At 65.3% G+C, this 16,393-nt stretch carries 11 protein-coding genes; 8 read left to right on the top strand and 3 right to left on the bottom strand.

From position 1 onward, the window contains the following. The first annotated feature begins 38 nt into the window (after positions 1 to 38). The 7 genes from Q0R16_RS16335 (at position 39) to Q0R16_RS16305 (ending at position 11,559) form a co-directional block, all read left to right on the top strand. Positions 39 to 497 carry a hypothetical protein gene (locus Q0R16_RS16335; protein ID WP_295638513.1) on the top strand — a complete coding sequence of 153 codons (459 nt, stop codon included), beginning with the start codon at positions 39 to 41 and terminating at the stop codon, positions 495 to 497. A gap of 102 nt (positions 498 to 599) precedes the next feature. Then, positions 600 to 1,865 carry a threonine ammonia-lyase gene (locus Q0R16_RS16330; protein WP_295638511.1) on the top strand — a complete coding sequence of 422 codons (1,266 nt, stop codon included), beginning with the start codon at positions 600 to 602 and terminating at the stop codon, positions 1,863 to 1,865. A gap of 312 nt (positions 1,866 to 2,177) precedes the next feature. Continuing rightward, positions 2,178 to 3,038, top strand: coding sequence for an arginyltransferase (locus Q0R16_RS16325; protein ID WP_295638508.1), 861 nt, complete (start codon positions 2,178 to 2,180; stop codon positions 3,036 to 3,038). A gap of 82 nt (positions 3,039 to 3,120) precedes the next feature. After that, positions 3,121 to 5,484, top strand: coding sequence for a BamA/TamA family outer membrane protein (locus Q0R16_RS16320; RefSeq protein WP_295638505.1), 2,364 nt, complete (start codon positions 3,121 to 3,123; stop codon positions 5,482 to 5,484). After that, positions 5,484 to 9,713 (top strand): translocation/assembly module TamB, encoded by a 4,230-nt coding sequence (locus Q0R16_RS16315; protein WP_295638502.1) that lies wholly within the window; start codon positions 5,484 to 5,486, stop codon positions 9,711 to 9,713. The genes Q0R16_RS16320 and Q0R16_RS16315 overlap by 1 nt, the downstream gene beginning before the upstream one ends. 149 nt (positions 9,714 to 9,862) lie before the next feature. Further along, positions 9,863 to 10,771, top strand: a complete 909-nt coding sequence (locus tag Q0R16_RS16310; RefSeq protein ID WP_295638499.1) for a hypothetical protein — start codon at positions 9,863 to 9,865, stop codon at positions 10,769 to 10,771. A gap of 14 nt (positions 10,772 to 10,785) precedes the next feature. Next, positions 10,786 to 11,559, top strand: a complete 774-nt coding sequence (locus tag Q0R16_RS16305; RefSeq protein ID WP_295638496.1) for a hypothetical protein — start codon at positions 10,786 to 10,788, stop codon at positions 11,557 to 11,559. 13 nt (positions 11,560 to 11,572) lie between these two features. On the opposite strand, the gene Q0R16_RS16300 is transcribed toward Q0R16_RS16305, so the two are convergent. Continuing rightward, complete coding sequence (locus tag Q0R16_RS16300; RefSeq protein ID WP_295638493.1) at positions 11,573 to 12,745, bottom strand: N-acetyltransferase; 1,173 nt, start codon at positions 12,743 to 12,745, stop codon at positions 11,573 to 11,575. A 139-nt stretch (positions 12,746 to 12,884) separates the two neighbouring features. On the opposite strand from Q0R16_RS16300, the gene Q0R16_RS16295 reads away from it, so the two are divergent. Beyond that, a complete protein-coding gene (locus tag Q0R16_RS16295) occupies positions 12,885 to 13,985 on the top strand; it encodes a fatty acid desaturase (RefSeq protein WP_295638490.1) in 1,101 nt (366 codons plus the stop codon). 1 nt (position 13,986) lies between these two features. On the opposite strand, the gene lptG is transcribed toward Q0R16_RS16295, so the two are convergent. Together lptG and lptF are read right to left on the bottom strand one after the other, a co-directional pair. Continuing rightward, on the bottom strand, positions 13,987 to 15,087 hold the full coding sequence (gene lptG, locus Q0R16_RS16290; protein WP_295638487.1) for an LPS export ABC transporter permease LptG: 1,101 nt from the start codon (positions 15,085 to 15,087) through the stop codon (positions 13,987 to 13,989). Next, positions 15,077 to 16,336 (bottom strand): LPS export ABC transporter permease LptF, encoded by a 1,260-nt coding sequence (lptF, locus tag Q0R16_RS16285; RefSeq protein ID WP_295638484.1) that lies wholly within the window; start codon positions 16,334 to 16,336, stop codon positions 15,077 to 15,079. Before lptF ends, lptG begins: the two co-directional genes overlap by 11 nt. Between the last annotated feature and the right edge of the window lie 57 nt (positions 16,337 to 16,393).

Genomic DNA, 16,393 nt, shown 5'->3' with positions numbered 1-16,393 from the left:
CACGTTGCAACCACCTTTCGCCGCAGTGCAGCGATCGAATGGTTTCCAAGCTCGCGGCGCTGCGCTATCCGCCTCAGCCGATGGTGAACTTTGTCCAAGCCGTGTTCGGCCCACGCGTGATGCGTCCGCTGTTCTGTCTGCTCACGCTGTTCACGCTGACGATGGCGTTCCTGCCCCAGCCGCCGGCAACGCCGATCGACAAGTTTGGCGACAAGTTCGAACACATGGCCGCCTTCGCGGTGCTGACCGCGGTGGCGCTGATCGCCTGGCCGCAATCGCGGCGCTGGCGAATCATCCTGCTGCTGTCGGGGCTGGGCGCGATGATCGAATTCGTCCAGGAAATCCCCGATCTGCACCGCGACAGCGACTGGCACGACTGGGCGGCGGACACGCTGGCGATCGTGGCGGCGGCGGTGGTGGTCTCGCCGATCGTGCACGTGCTGCGACTCGATCGCACGGCTGCGCCAGACGCTGAACAACCTGCACCGGCCGAATAGCGCGGTTTCCTTTAGGGCCAAAAAGCGCGCTATTGCTGGTCGCATTTTCCGGGTCAGCCAATATTTCCATTGGCTTTGAAAATGCTCTAGGGCGCGCCGATCATGGATATCGCGACAACTGCCGTGCCCGAATCGCCAGAGGCCGACCCTGCCACCCCTTCGCTGACGCTCGCCGACGTGCGCGCTGCGGCCGAGCGGATCGCGGGCCATGTCGTGCGCACGCCGACGCTTTACAGCCGCACGCTCAGCCAGATCACCGGCGCCGAGATCTGGCTCAAGTTCGAAAACCTGCAATTTACCGCAAGTTACAAGGAACGCGGCGCGCTCAATGCGCTGGTGCAGTTGACCGATGAACAGCGCGCGCGCGGCGTGATCGCGGCGAGCGCGGGCAATCACGCGCAAGGCCTGTCGTACCACGGCACCCGGCTGGGCGTGCCGGTCACGATCGTGATGCCCAAGACCACCCCGGTGGTGAAAGTGATGCAGACCGAGCAAGTCGGCGGCAAGGTCGTGCTCGAAGGCGAGACGTTCGACGATGCCTTTGCTTATGCGCGGTCGATGGAGCAGCAGCTCGGGCTGACCTTCGTCCATCCGTTCGATCACCCGCACGTGGCGGCGGGGCAAGGCACCGTGGCGCTAGAGATGCTGGCCGATGTGCCCGATCTGGAAACGCTGGTTGTGCCGATCGGCGGCGGCGGGCTGCTGACGGGCATGGCCGTGGCGTCGCGCGGCATCAACCCGGCGATCGGTCTGGTCGGTGTCGAGGCGGAACTTTACCCGTCGATGTGGGCGCGGCTCAACCATGTCGAAGGCGTCTGCGGCGGCGACACCCTGGCCGAAGGCATCGCGGTCAAGGAACCGGGCAAGTTCACCTCGGCGGTGCTGGCGGGGCTGATCGACGAGCTGGTGCTGGTCAGCGAAAACGCGCTCGAAACCGCGCTGGCGCTGCTGCTGCAAATCGAGAAGACCGTGGTCGAAGGCGCAGGCGCGGCCGGCCTTGCGGCGGTGATGTGCAACCCCGAGATGTTCAAGGGCCGCAAGGTCGGCATCGTGCTGACCGGGGGCAATATCGATACGCGGCTGCTGGCCAACGTGCTGCTGCGCGATCTGGCGCGCTCGGGCCGCCTCGCGCGGTTGCGGCTGACCTTGCAGGACCGGCCGGGTGCGCTGTTCAAGGTGATGCGCGAATTCGATGCGCACCAGGTCAACATCATCGAGATCTACCACCAGCGCATCTTCACGCACTTGCCCGCCAAGGGCCTGATCACCGACATCGAATGCGAAGCGCGCGATCGCGAGCAGCTCGACAAGCTGGTCGCAAGCCTGCGTGGCAAGGGGTATGAAGTGAGCCAGGTCGAGCTGGGATAGCGGCCTGACCTGCGAACGCGCCGGCACAAAATTCCTGCCGATTCCGGATGCAACCGATTTCGCGCCCGCGCGTTACCGCACGATGGAGCTTTCGGAATGAGGCGGGCGGCGTTGCCGGTTGCCGCGCAACCTTTGCCTTGTCGGGCGTCCCGCGCCGGTACGCCGACGACGCGCGACGGACGCCCGCGCAAATATTTCTCGCGGGTTGCGGAAGACTGATGGTTAAGAGACTTCCACCATGCCGCCCGGTGATGCATGATCGTTGCATAGGGTGCCGCTGGCCGTGGCCGCACCAAGGAACCGCCAAGCCCCGTGACCGCGCCCGTCCGCTTTCCCCGCTTTTTCGTGACCAGCCCGGCGCCGTGTCCCTATTTGCCGGGGCGGACCGAGCGCAAGGTGTTCACCGAACTCAAAGGCCCCAATGCCGACGAGCTGAACGATGCGCTTGGCCGCATCGGATTCCGGCGCAGCCAGACCGTTGCCTACAGGCCAAGCTGCCTCGATTGCGCGGCGTGCGTGTCGGTGCGGATCGTGGGCAAGGAATTCGAGGCTTCGGCTACGCAGAAGCGGCTGATGAAGCGCAACGCGGACCTCGAGGTCACGATGTGCAAGCCGTGGTCCACCGGCGAACAGTTCGAATTGCTCCAGACCTATCTCGCCAGCCGGCACCCCGGCGGGGGGATGGCGACGATGGACGAAATGGACTTCGCCGACATGGTCGAGCACACGCCCGTCACCAGCTATGTCATCGAATATCGCGAACCAGGCGTGGACGGGGAACCGGGCCGGCTGGTGGGCGCGTGCCTGACCGATCAGCAGGGCGATGGTCTGTCGATGATCTACAGCTTCTACGATCCGCATCACTCCACGCGCTCGGGGCTGGGCACGTTCATCATCCTCGACCATGTCCGGCGCGCGGCGTGCGCGGGATTGCCTTATGTCTATCTTGGTTACTGGGTCGAAGGTTCGGCGCGGATGCAGTACAAGGTGCGCTTTCGTCCGCTCGAAAAGCTCGGGCGCGAAGGCTGGGTGCGGTTCGATCCCGATGAACAGGCCAACGCAATCACGCGCGCCGTGGCAACCGCGCGAGCCGATTTCGCCGCGCTTGGCGTGGGCGAAGGCGACGGCAAGGACGGCGTGCCCGGCCGGCTCTATTCGCTCCCGCTCGGCTGAGCCGGGCACGGCACGCGTACAAACCATTTCCAGGCAACTGCCAGCAATGCCGCTTTCGCCGCCGCATTCACGGGCGCGTTCAATGCCGCATTCTGCGGGCCTTGGCGTTCTGCTTGTCGCGCTTGCGTGCGGGTCCGTGCTGTCTGGCGGAACCCGCGTTTTCGCGCAGAGCCGCCAGACCGATCAGGAACTCAAGGACCTGATCCCGGACTCGGCGATCGACAACCCGCAAGCCTGGGCCAACCAGCCCGTTCCGGCCGCAAACGCGCCGACTTCGATCTCGCCAACTTCAATTCCTGGCAATGCTACGCCGCCAACCCCCGATGCCGCGCTTGCCGCTGCCGACCCGTCGCAGCCCTTGCCCGATCTCAGTGGGTTGGTGCTGGCCTGGCCCGACACCGCGACGATGCCCACGATCGATCCGCTGGCGCCCGATACGGACCTGGCGGCCGCCAATGCCGCCAACGCGGCAGCAGCCCGCGAATTGGCCACTCAGGAGCGCGCGACCTTGCGCCCTGGCGACACCACCACCCCTCGCACCGCGCGCAACGACACGATCAGCGTGGGCCGCGCGGTCGAACTGGCGTTCCCCGTCGATCTCGCCACCTTCCCTGATCGCGAGGCGTTTGCGCTGCGGTTCGGTACGTTGTCGAGCCTGAAATCGCTCGACAGCAAGTCCGACACCATCGCGCAAGTCGGCCGCCGCGCGGAGGCCGACCGCAAGGCGCTGGTCAGCCTGATGCGGCTTTACGGGTACTACGATCCTGAAGTGATCCAGACGATAGGCGGAAACCGGGGCGACGTTGCCCGGCGCATGGCCAGCGCCGAAACGGCCGCCAGCTCCGCCCCCACACCCCCTGCAACCGACGCGACGGCGGCTTCGGCTGCGCCCGAACCGACCGCCGAGCGCCCGGCCGTGCGCTTCGACATCGTTCCGGGACCGCTCTACCACTTGCGCACCGTCACGCTCGGCGATCTCGAGGCAACCGGCATCGATTACCCGATGCTGCGCGCGGCTTATCCGATGAAGATCGGTGATCCGGCCAACACCGACCGCATCCTGTCGGCCGACATGCAACTCACCACCGCGCTGGGCGAGCACGGCTATGTCTTCGGCACCGTCGGGGATGGTGAGTTGACGATCGATCACGATCCGCGGCTGGGTGACCTTGCGGTTCCGGTCACCAACGGGGGCAAGTTCGCGTTCGGCAAGGTGATCAGCGAATCGCCGGATTTCCTCAGTTCGGACCACTTGCGGCGAATCGCACGGTTCAAGGCGGGGCAAGTGGCGAAGAAATCCGGGCTCGACGATCTGCGCCAGGCAGTGCTCGCCACCGGGCTGGTATCGTCGGTGACGATCACGCCAAGGAAGGTCATCGAACCGCAAGGCGGGTCGGGCGTGAGCCTGGCGGTTCCGGGCACGATCGACGTTGACGTCGCGATGATCCCCGCGCCGCTGCGCACGGTTGCCGGCCAGCTCGGCTATTCGAGCGGGCAGGGCGCGCGGCTCGAACTGAGTTGGGAGAATCGCAACTTGTTCCCGCCCGAAGGCATGCTGCGCGTGCGCGGCGTGGCGGGCACGCGCGAACAGCTTGCCGGGATCACCTTTCGGCGCAACAACTTCCGCACGCGCGACCAGGTGCTGACCGCCGACTTGTTCGTCCAGAACGTCAAGTACACCGCCTATACCGCCAAGACGGTCAGCTTCATCACCACGCTACAGCGCCAGGCGACGATTCTGTTCCAGAAGCCGTTCACCTATTCGGTCGGCTTCGAGGCGGTGGCCACGCGCGATACCAATGGGTCGACCATCGGCCAGCAGTCGATCCCGCAGACCTACTTCGTGATCGCACTGCCCTTGCAAGCCGGGTACGACGGCAGCGACAACCTGCTCGATCCCACGCGCGGGTTCCGGCTGAACTTGCGCGTCTCGCCCGAAGCTTCACGCACGCTGGGCCAGCAATCGACTTATGTGAAGTCGCAGTTCGACGCCAGCATCTACCACACCGTCGCGCCGGGCGTGGTGCTGGCAGGCCGCGCGCGGTTCGGCTCGATCACCGGCGCCGACATTGCCAGCATTGCGCCGTCGCGGCGGTTCTACGCCGGCGGCGGGGGATCGGTGCGCGGTTACGGCTACCAGCAGATCGGCCCGAAGGACACCGCCGGACTGCCCAGCGGCGGCCGCTCGTTGACCGAATTCGGCCTTGAAGCCCGGGTCAAGACCGGGTTTGCAGGCGGCGCGGTCAGCGTGGTGCCGTTTGTCGATGCGGGCTCGGTCGATCAGGGCAGCACTCCGGCCTTCCGCGATATCAAGGTGGGCGTGGGCCTGGGCATTCGTTACCTGACCAACTTCGGCCCGATCCGCATCGACGTGGGCACACCGCTCAACAAGGGACCCAAGGACAGCCGCGTCGGCGTTTACGTCGCGCTGGGCCAGGCGTTCTGATGCCAGACGTTCCGATAGCAGATCCAGCGCTGCCGCCGCTCGATCCGGGCGCACCCGAACCAGCGCAGCGCGTGATCGTGCGCCGCTCGTTCGCGCGCAGCGGTGCGGTGGCCGCGCTCAAGACGCTGATCGTGGCGGCGGTGATCGCGGTGATCGCGGTGTTCGCGATCGACAGTTCAATCGGGCATCGTTTTCTGATTGACCGGATCACCGCGCTCGCGCCGGCCAGCGGGCTGCGGGTCAGCGTCGGGCGGATCGACGGGTCGGTTTATGGCGCGGCCACGATCCACGACTTGACGCTGAGCGATCCCAAGGGCCCGTTCCTGGTCGTGCCGGTCAGTGAACTCGACTGGCGGCCGCTGAGCTGGGTGCGCAGCGGACTCGATATCCGCGCGCTGACGATGCACCGCGGGCATTTGCTGCGCGCGCCCGCGCTCAAGCCGGGCAAGCCGGGCGGATCGACGCTGCCCAATTTCGATACCCGCATCGACAAGCTGGTGCTCGACGCGTTCATCGTCGATCCGGGCGTGATCGGTGAACGCCGCCGCATCGACCTGACCGGCCGCGCCGATGTGCGAAAAGGCCGCGCGCTGGTCGATCTCAACGGGCGTTTGGGCGGGAAAGATCGGCTGATCGCGCACCTCGACAGCGAGCCCGATCGCGACAAGTTCGAACTCGCCGCCGATTACAACGCGCCCAGGGACGGCCTGCTCGCCACGCTGACCGGCACGCACGCCGATGTCATGGCCAGGGTGGGAGGCAAGGGCGGCTGGCGCGATTGGCGCGGCTTCGTCGTCGCGCAACGCGGTGGCAAGTCGCTGGCGGCGCTGCAACTCGGCAACCGGTCGGGGCGTTATTCGGTCGCGGGGCTGGTCCATCCGGGCGATCTGGTCTCCGGCCTGCCCGCGCGTGCGCTGGGCGAGACGGTCGCGCTGGTGTTCGGCGGGACGTTCGTGGGCAACGTGATCGACGGCCGGCTTTCCGCGCAGGGCCAGGCGCTGCACGCGATCGCCACCGGTGCGCTCGATCTCGGGCAGGATCGCGCGAACGGGCTGCTGATCGACGCGGTGCTCGACCGGCCGCAACTGGTGCTGCCCGATCCGGCGCTGACCGGGGTACGGCTGAGTGCGAAGCTCGACGGCCCGTTTTCGGCGCTCGCGATCGACCACCGCCTCACCGTCGCATCACTCAAGAGCGGCCAGGTCGAAATCGACGGCCTTGCGCAGCACGGCATCGCGCGGTTGGCGAACGGGCGGCTCATGGTGCCGCTGGCGCTGACCGCGCAGCGCATCCTGACGGGCAACCCCGCGTTCGATCCGCGGCTGATCAACGGCCAGGCGGGCGGAATGCTGGTGCTCAATGGCACGAAGCTCGATTCCGACGCGCTCGACGTTGCATTTCCGGGGCTGACCGCGCGGCTGGCGCTGCGTTCGGACCTTGCGCGCGGTACTTACGCGCTCGCCGGACCAGTCAACGCCAAGGGGCTGGCGCTGACCAACCTCGGGCTGATCGACGCCAATGCGAAGATCGTGTTCAGCATGGCCGAGCGCAGCCCGTGGCGGCTCCAGGCGCAAGCCAGCGGCGCGATGACCCGGATCGACAACGCCACGCTCGAAAGCCTGACCGGGGGCGGCGTGCACTTTGCCGGCAACGCTACGCTGGGCCTGGGCGCGCCGATCGTGTTCCGCGACACCCGGCTGACCTCGCGCAAGCTGTCGCTGGCGCTGTCGGGCGCGCGCACTGTCGATGGCCGCACCACGCTCGCGGGCAATGGCCGCAGCGCCGATTATGGGCCGTTCACCGTGCGCGCCACGCTCGCCCAGAATGGCCCGCAAGCCGAACTGGTTTTCGCAGATCCGCTGCCCGCGGCCAGTCTCAAGGACGTGCGCGTCGCGCTCTCGCCGATCAAGGACGGGTTCCGCATCGAAACCGCGGGCGGATCGCGGCTGGGGCCGTTCGCGGGTATGCTGGGCCTGTTCATCCAACCGCGTGGCGCCACGCAGGTGCGGATCGAAATGCTCAAGGTCTCGCAAACCTCGGTCAGCGGCGCGCTGACGATCGCGGGCGGCGCGGCCACGGGCAAGCTGGCGCTGACCGGCGGCGGGCTCGATGGGACGATCGCGCTGGCGAATGCCGGTGGCGGGCAAGGCATCGACGCGTTGATCAACGCCCGCAACGCCACGTTCGCGGGCGCCACCCCGATCCGCATCGGCAAGGCGCGGGTCGAAGCCAAGGGCGTGATTGCAACAGGCCACAGCAATATCGACGCCACGCTTTACGCCGAAGGGCTGTCGAGCGGGCGCCTGTTCATCGGCCGGCTCGCCGCGCACACCGCGCTGACCAACGGCGCTGGGCCGTTCACCGCCTCGTTGGCGGGCCGGCGCGGCGCGCGCTTTTCGCTCCAGACCACGGGTTCGATCGCATCGGACCGCGTCGTCCTGCTCGCCTCGGGCGATTACGCCGGCCGGCCGATTGCGATGGCGCGCCGCGCGGTACTGACCCGCGACCCGAACGGCTTGGGCTGGAGCCTTGCGCCAACGCAAGTCAACTTCGCGGGCGGCATCGCGATCGCCTCGGGCCACTTGCTCGGCGGGCCGACCCAGATCTCCCTCCAGCTTGCGAAAATGCCGCTGTCGCTGGCCGATATCGCGTTGGGCGATCTGGGATTGGGCGGATCGGTTTCGGGCATCGTCGATTACCGCAACGATGGCCAGGGCGCACCCACCGGCAACGCGCGGGTGATGATCAATGGGCTGACCCGCTCCGGGCTGATTCTTTCATCGAGCCCGATCGACGTGGCGGTGATCGCCGCGCTCGACTCGCAGGCGCTGCAAACGCGCGCGGTGTTCAAGGAAGGCGGCGCCATTCGCGGCCGCCTGCAAGGCCGCATCGCCAATTTGCCGCGCGGGGGCACGCTGGTCGAGCGGCTGCGCGCGGGCAGCCTGGCCGCGCAATTGCGTTACAGCGGCGCGGCCGAAGCGCTGTGGCGGCTGGCCGGGGTCGATACCTTCGACCTGACCGGGCCGCTGGGCGTGACCGCAGATATTTCGGGCAACCTCGACAACCCCGCCATTCGCGGCGCGCTCGCCAGCAACGCGTTGCGCCTGCAAAGCGCGCTGACCGGCACCGATCTGCGCGGCATCAAGACCGTGGGCACCTTCGATGGCTCGGTGCTGACGCTGCCACGCTTTGCCGGCACCACGCCCAACGGTGGCACGGTCGTCGGCAACGGCACGATCGACTTGTCCGACGTGGCGTCGCGCGGGGTCGCGCTCGATCTCAAGATCGCGGCGGCCAATGCCCAAGTGCTCAACCGCGACGATATCAAGGCGACCGTCACCGGCCCGCTGCGACTGGTCAGCAACGGCAACGGCGGCACGATTGCCGGGCGCTTGCGGATCGACAAGGGTTCCTGGGCGCTCGGCCGCGCGGCAGCGGCGGCAGCGATCCCGGTGCTCAAGACGCGCGAGATCAACTTGCCCGCCGATGTTGCGCCGCCGCCCGCGCCCACCGCACCGTGGACGTACCTGATCGATGCGGTTGCTCCGGGCCAGTTCAACGTGCGCGGCTTGGGGCTCGACAGCGACTGGTCGGCCGACGTCAAGCTGCGCGGGCCGACCAGCAACCCGCAGATCTTCGGCACCGCCGACGTGCAGCGCGGCAGCTACCAGTTTTCGGGCAAGACCTTCGACCTCACGCGCGGCAAGATCCGCTTCACCGGCGAACAACCGCCCGATCCCCGGCTCGACATTGCCGCGGCTGGCGATGCCAACGGCGTCTCCGCCACGATCACCATCCAGGGATCGGCGAGCAAGCCCGAGATCAGCTTTACGTCCACCCCGGCGCTGCCCGAGGAAGAACTGCTCAGCCGGCTGCTGTTCGGCAGTTCGATCACCCAGATTTCGGCGCCCGAAGCAGTTCAACTCGCGGCGGCAGTCGCCAGCCTGCGCGGCGGCAGCGGGCTCGATCCGATCAACAAGCTGCGCAGCGCGATCGGGCTCGACCGACTGCGCGTGATCGGCGCCGACGCTGCCACCGGTCGGGGCACGGCGATTGCGGTGGGCAAGTACCTCGGGCGCAGGTTCTTCGTCGAACTGGTGACAGACGGCAAAGGCTACAGCGCCAGTTCGATCGAATTCCGCATCACCCGCTGGTTGTCGCTGCTGGGCACGATTTCATCGCGGTCGCAGCAATCGGGGCTGAACGTGAAGGCGAGCAAGGATTATTGAGGGGTGACCTCGATTCCAAGGCAGGTTTGACACTGCGGGTGTTGTAACTAGACTTGGCCCCAGTCCACGATGGGGTGCTCGAACGAAGAGCAGTCAGACTGCGGCAGTCGGGGTTCGCCCTTGCCAATGCAGACGGGATGGGGGCAGAAATGGCCGTCGACTACGCAAATTCGGGAAGGTACGATCTGGATGCTTTCCAGAAAGCCGTGGACCTTGGCTTCGGCAAAACGACGGACACCGAGGCCAAGGGGCATTATTACTCGGGATCGACGGCCAATTTTGCCAGCTTGCTAGGTCTGGCCGCGGCCGACACGCGCGTCACCGACATTCGCTGGATAGCCTACATGATGGGCACAACATTCTGGGAAGCGGCGCACATCGTCAGCCTGCCTCCGGCCGCGCCGAAGAAAAAGGCAAGGCACGTTTACGTAACCGGGACGCCGATAGAGGAAGCCGGCAAAGGCGCTGGCCGAAATTATTATCTGCCGGTCAAGGTGACGCCTTTCGTGTCAGCGACGGCAGACCCGATGAAGGCGTTGGTTACAATCTTCGACGGGTCGCAATACACCATCAAGGTGAACGGACGGCTGTACACCATTCACCGCGTGATCAAGGGCGTCGAAGAAAAATCCGCATACGGCAATCTCCCGCACCAGGGCGGCGCCTTGCCAGCGACGAAGGCGCCGACGACCTACATGGATGCCCCGGGAGCAGCCAATTCCTATTACGGCCGTGGGTACGTCCAACTGACCTGGTGGTACAATTATGCCGCAGCCGGCGATGCTACCGGCTGCGGCCTGATGTATCTGTACCACCCCGAGCGGGTCTTGCAGGCAAACGATGCCTATCAAATCATGGCATGGGGCATGCTGAATGGATACGGCTTTGCGAATGGCCATAAATTGAGCGATTACTTCAATGCGACCAAGTCCGATTATACGGGCGCGCGGGCGATCATCAATGCCAACGATCCCAAACCTGCGATCGTGACCGCTTCCAAGATCTTCGAGGAGGCCTTGTTGGCTGCGCGCTTGACGGTGCCGGGTCCCAAGCAGTGAAGCGTCGTGCACAATTGGCCTTGCCGGGCGCATTGCTTGCCGGTCTTGCCGGCATCGCGCTGGCCAAGGCCGCCCCGGCGGCCCTGCCGGGCGCGGAGCATTGGCAGGTGGTTCACACCTTCCGCGATCCCGCGGTCAGCAATGTCCAGGGCGCGTTCCTTGCCAAGGACGATCCCCGATTGGTGGGGCGTGAACTCGTGTTGGGCCCCAAGGCCGTCCAGATCAATTTCTTCGGCTTTGGCCCGAACGGAAGCGAGGCCAATCTCGACGCTTGTTCTCGCGTTGTAAAAACCAACAAGAACACGCGCTTGAGCACACTGCTTACGGCCAAGCTACAGAAGCCGACAACCCAGCCAGGACCAACGCCGCAGAACATGGGCCTGGGCCGGGACCGGGTTGTGTTGGCAACGCAATACCGCTGCCAGGGCACCCCCTACAGCGGCGTAAACGGCATGGCAACCGCGCGGCTGGGCCCCAACCTGCTGCTGGCAATCCTCGACGATCAGGGGACACTGCTCCTGGAACCGTGGCCCGTAAAAGGGCCCGGCCCCGGTTTCGATTGCAGCGCAGCGGCATCCAGCGATCTTGCGCGGATATGCAGGAACGCCGCGCTCACCAGTCTGTATCGCAGCGTTGCCACGGCCGCGGCCCGCAATCGGTCGCTGGCCACGGACCCGGTTCTGGCCACCTTGCAAAAGGAATACCTGACCAAACGCGCGGCCTGCGGAACCGATGACGGCTGCATTGGCCGCGCGATGAGCGAATGGCTCGGCTACTTGATGCAGTGATCTTGCGTAGTGTTCACAGCGCCTTTTCGTAGATCAGATATTCCTTGTTGATCTTGCTGTTGATGGCGTCGGCGATGGCGACCATTCCCTGATTGTCGTCGAGAATCCACCCGATTTCCCCGCGCTTGCCGCCGTATTCGCTGACCGCTGCGCGGCGGACGTATTCGACCATCATGAAAGCCAGTTGGCTGGCGAGGCGGCTGGCTTGCAGGCGCTTGACCACGCCCATGAGCGGCACGCGCATATCGGCATTCTTGGGCTTGCGCAGCCACAGCAGCAGCTTGGCCCAGCCGAACGGGAACAGCTTGCCGCCGATCTGCTTGATCGGACGGTTGAGATCGGGCCAGGTCATCATGAAGGCCACCGGCTCTCCGTCCACTTCGGCAATCCGCACCAGGTCGGGGCGGATCAGCGGCTTCAGTTTCTTGCCGACGTAGGCGATCTCGCTGTCGGTGATCGGCACGAAGCCCCAGTTGTCGCTCCACGCATCGTTGAGGATGTGGAGGATGGTCTGGGCTTCGTTGGCGAAGTCCTTGAGGTTGACCTCGCGGATGCGGATGCGCGGGTTCTTTTCGCCCGAAGCGATGATCCGGCCGATCAGAGGTGGAAATTCCTTTGTGATATCAAGCTCATATGTCACAAGCCGCTTGGCGACCGTATAGCCTTCGCCTTCGATCCAGCCCTGCAGGTGCGCGGGGTGGTGGCCCATCATCACCATCGGCGGATGATCGTGGCCCAACGTCAGCAACCCGGGTTCGTCCCAGATCGACAGGCTGAGCGGGGCCAGCACGCGGATCATGCCCTTGTCGCCCAACCACTGTTCGGCGCGGGCGATCAAGGCATCGGAAATGGCGCGGTCCTCGGCCTCGATCATGCCCCAGTTGCCGGTGCCGGGGCCCATGCCCTGCGCCGGCGGAACCGTCAGCGCGAGGTGATCGATATGCGCCGAGATGCGGCCGACGATCTTGCCGGCGCGCCTCGCCAGGAACAACTGAACCTCGGCGTGTTCGAAGAACGGGTTCTTGCCTGGAGTGAGCAGTTCCTTGACGTCGCCGCGCAGCGGTGGAACCCAGTTCGGGTCAGTGGCGTTGAGGCGGTAAGCAAGGTCGATGAAGGCGTCGAGATCATGCTTGCCGGCCACTGGCGTGATCTTGATATTGCCCGAAAGTACGGTCTGGCTTGCCACTATCTTGCCTTTGTTTGCGAATAAGAACGTAATCAATTGTGCCCTGCGGACTGTCCCGGCCGCTTGTCAAGCCACGAGCCAGGCCTGACGATGCGACGCAAGGTTCCATGCGGGAATATGGCATTCGGAAAACTGGTCGATGATTGCGAGTGATGTCCTGAAGCCCAAGGGGTCCGTGCCGGCCGCTACAGCGACGGGTGTGTTGCCGCGCAACTTGGCCGTAACGCCTGATGACAAGGCCATGCTGCGAGCCGCAGTCGACCTGACGCGCGACATCGCTGCGGCGCGGCCGGCGATCTACTGGTCAGACATGCTGGGCTCTGCTGCGCTGGGCTATGCGGGGCTTGCAGGGGTGATCCTTGCGCCGGGTACGCTGGTGCAGATGGCTTGCGCAGTGGTTGCAGTGCTCGCGCTGTATCGTGCACTTTTGTTCATCCATGAACTGACGCACATCCACAAGACCGCGCTGCCGGGCTTCCGCTTCGCGTGGAACCTGCTGGTGGGCGTGCCGATGTTGACGCCCTCGCTGATGTACGAAAACGTCCACACGCTGCACCATGCGCGCACGCGCTACGGCACCGCGGATGATCCCGAGTACCTGCCGCTGGCGCTGATGAAGCCGTGGTCTTTGCCGGTATTCGTGGTCGTGGCGTTGCTGCTGCCGGTGGGGCTGCTGCTGCGCTCGGCGGTGCTGGTGCCGCTCGGCGTGTTGGTCCCTCCGCTGCGGAAGCTCGTGTGGGAGCGGTTTTCGGCGCTGTCGATCAACCCCGATTTCCGCCGCCGCCGGCCCGAGGGCGAGTTTGCACGGATGGTTTTCTGGCAGGAACTCGGCGCTTCGACGTGGGCGCTGTTCGTGCTCGGCTGGTCCGCCACGCATGGCTGGCGGCCGCTGGCGATCGGTATTGCGGTGGTTTCGATCGTGGCGTTGCTCAACCAGATCCGCACGCTCGTCGCGCATTTGTGGGAGAACGATGGCGAGACGATGACCGTAACCGGGCAGTTTCTCGATACGGTCAACGTTCCGCCGCCGGGCGTGCTGGCCGAAATGTGGGCGCCGGTGGGCTTGCGCTATCATGCCCTGCACCACCTGCTGCCGAGCGTGCCTTACCATTCGCTGGCCGAGGCGCATCGGCGGTTGCATGGGCACTTGCTCGAAGGGTCGACCTATGCACGCTCAAGCTATCCGGGGCTGATGCCGCTGGTCGGACGCCTCGCGCGCAGCACGATGTTGCGCCGCTGAGCTATTCTTCGGTGCGGATTAGCACCGTCTCGCCGATCAGCGCGAACAACACGAACGGTGCCCACGCCGCCAGCAAGGGCGGGTAACCGCCGAAATTGCCCATCGCCAACGCAGCGTTGTCGACCACGAAGTAGGCGAAGCCGAGCGCCATGCCGAGCACGACGCGCAGGAACAGGTGGCCCGACCGCGCAAGGCCGAACGCCGCCACGCCGCCCAGCAGCGGCATCAGCAGCGCCGACAGGGGGCCCGCGATCTTGTGCCACCATTTGCCGTCGATTTCACCGGTCTGGCGATTGGCATTGCGAATCGCGGCGATCGAGCGCGACAATTGCGGCAGCGATTCTGAGTCGGGGTCGGTCTTGTTGATCAACACCTGCACCGGGTCGACGGTCTTGGCGACGATCACCGGTGCCGGAAGCCTGGTCAATCGCGAACTCTGCACATCGAAGCTGGTCGGTTGGTCGAACTGCCAGCCCGGGCCGGCATAGCGTGCAATGGGTGCACGCACGATTTCGGCCACCATGCCATTGGGATCGCGGCGAAACCAGCTTGCGTCGGCCATCGTCATCGCCTTGCCTTCACCCGCGACACCTTTGGCGAACAGGATGTTGGGACCGTCCTGCAGCCACACGTTGGCCTTGACCCCGCTATCCTTGGGGATCGGGCCGAACCCTACCGCCTCCCACGCCTTGAGCGTCGAGGTCGCGCGGGTGACGATGCGTTCGTTGAAGGCAAAGGTGAATGCCGAGCACACCATGGCCACCAGCACCAGCGGCGCCAGGACCTGATGCGCCGATAACCCGGCGGCCTTCATCGCGACGACTTCGCTGTTCTGGTTGAGCGTCGACAGTGTGATCAACGTCGCCAGCAGCACCGAATACGGCAAGAAGCGTGCGACAAGCTGCGGAAAACGCAGTGAAACATAGGTCAGCAATTGCGCCTGACCATTTCCTGGCGCTGCCAGGATCTTGCCGCTTTCGCTGAGCAGGTCGAGCATCTGCAAAACCAGCGTCAGCATCAGCAGCACCGCCAGGATCCGCACCGCGAACATCTTGGCCATGTAGATCGTGATGGTGCGCGACGGGAAGAAATCAAAGTGCAAGCGCACCTCCTGTCGAGCCGGCACCGTCATCCGGGTTCGCGATCGGTTCGTCGCGCAGGCGCTTGCGGCTGAACAAGCGGCGGAACATGCCGCCGGCTTGCGCAAAGGCGCGTTCCAGGCCTGCGATCGGCTGGCCCCCGGGAACGTAGGCGATCTTCCAGTACATCCACACGATCAACGCGGCGAACAGCACGAACGGGCCCCACAGCGCCAGCGTCGGATCCACCTTGCCGAGCGACGCCACGTCCTGCCCGTACTGGTTGATCTTGTGGTAAGCGGTCACCATCACGATCGACACGAAAACCCCCACCGCAGACGTCGATCGCTTGGGCGGGATCGCCAGCGCTACGGCCAGCAAGGGCAGCAGAAACATCATCATCACTTCGACGATGCGGAAGTTGAAACTGGCGAGCACTTCGGCCCGGGTTTGCGGGGTTGCGGTCTTGTCCCAGCCCATTCGGAGCAGTTCGGGCAGCAGGTATTCGCGCTCCTTGCCTCCGCGTTTGCGGAATTGCTCGATTCTCGGCAGATCGATCGGCAAGTCCTGGGTGGCGAAGCTGAGTACGCGCGGGCTGGTCACGTCGGGTCCGTCCTGAACGATCTGCCCGTCGGTCAGCCGCAGGACGACCGTGTCCGGGCTGTTGCGTTCGGCAAAGAACCGTCCCTCGCGCGCCGAGATGGTCAGCGTCTGGCCCTTGTCGGTGGCGATGCGCGCGAAGATGCCTTCGAGCATCCGTCCATCGTCACGGCTCGAATCAACGCGCAGCGCAGTCTTGTCCTGGAGCGTGTTGAACTGGCCGACCTTGATCGACGCACCCAACGCGCCCGAGCGCAACTCGTACTGCAACTGCTCGTAATAATAGTTCGACAGCGGCTGAAGGTAGCCGACGATCACCAGGTTGAGCGCGCCCAGCACCGCGGTCAGCACATAGGGCATCCGCAGCAACCGCGTGTACGACAACCCGACCGCGCGCATCACGTCGAGTTCCGAACTCGTCGCCAGCTTGCGGAATGCGAACAGTATCCCCAGCATCAACCCGAGCGGAATCGCCAGGCTGGCATATTCTGGGATCATGTCTGCCAGCATCTTGAATACGATCGAAACCGGCCCGCCCTGCATCGCCACGAAATCGAACAGCTTGAGCATCTTGTCGAGCATGAGCAGGCTTGCCGCGATGACGAACACCGCCAGCATGGGCACCAGCGTAAGCCGGAGAATGTAGCGATCGGTGGCGGTGATCAGCTTCAAGGCGCGGGTTCAATCTGGCAGGGAAGGGGATCAGGCTGGCAGGGAAGGGGATCAGGC

This window comes from Novosphingobium sp., assembly GCF_025351285.1.
In the GTDB taxonomy this organism is placed as follows: Bacteria; Pseudomonadota; Alphaproteobacteria; order Sphingomonadales; family Sphingomonadaceae; genus Novosphingobium.
This window is presented reverse-complemented; position numbering and strand designations above follow the sequence as displayed.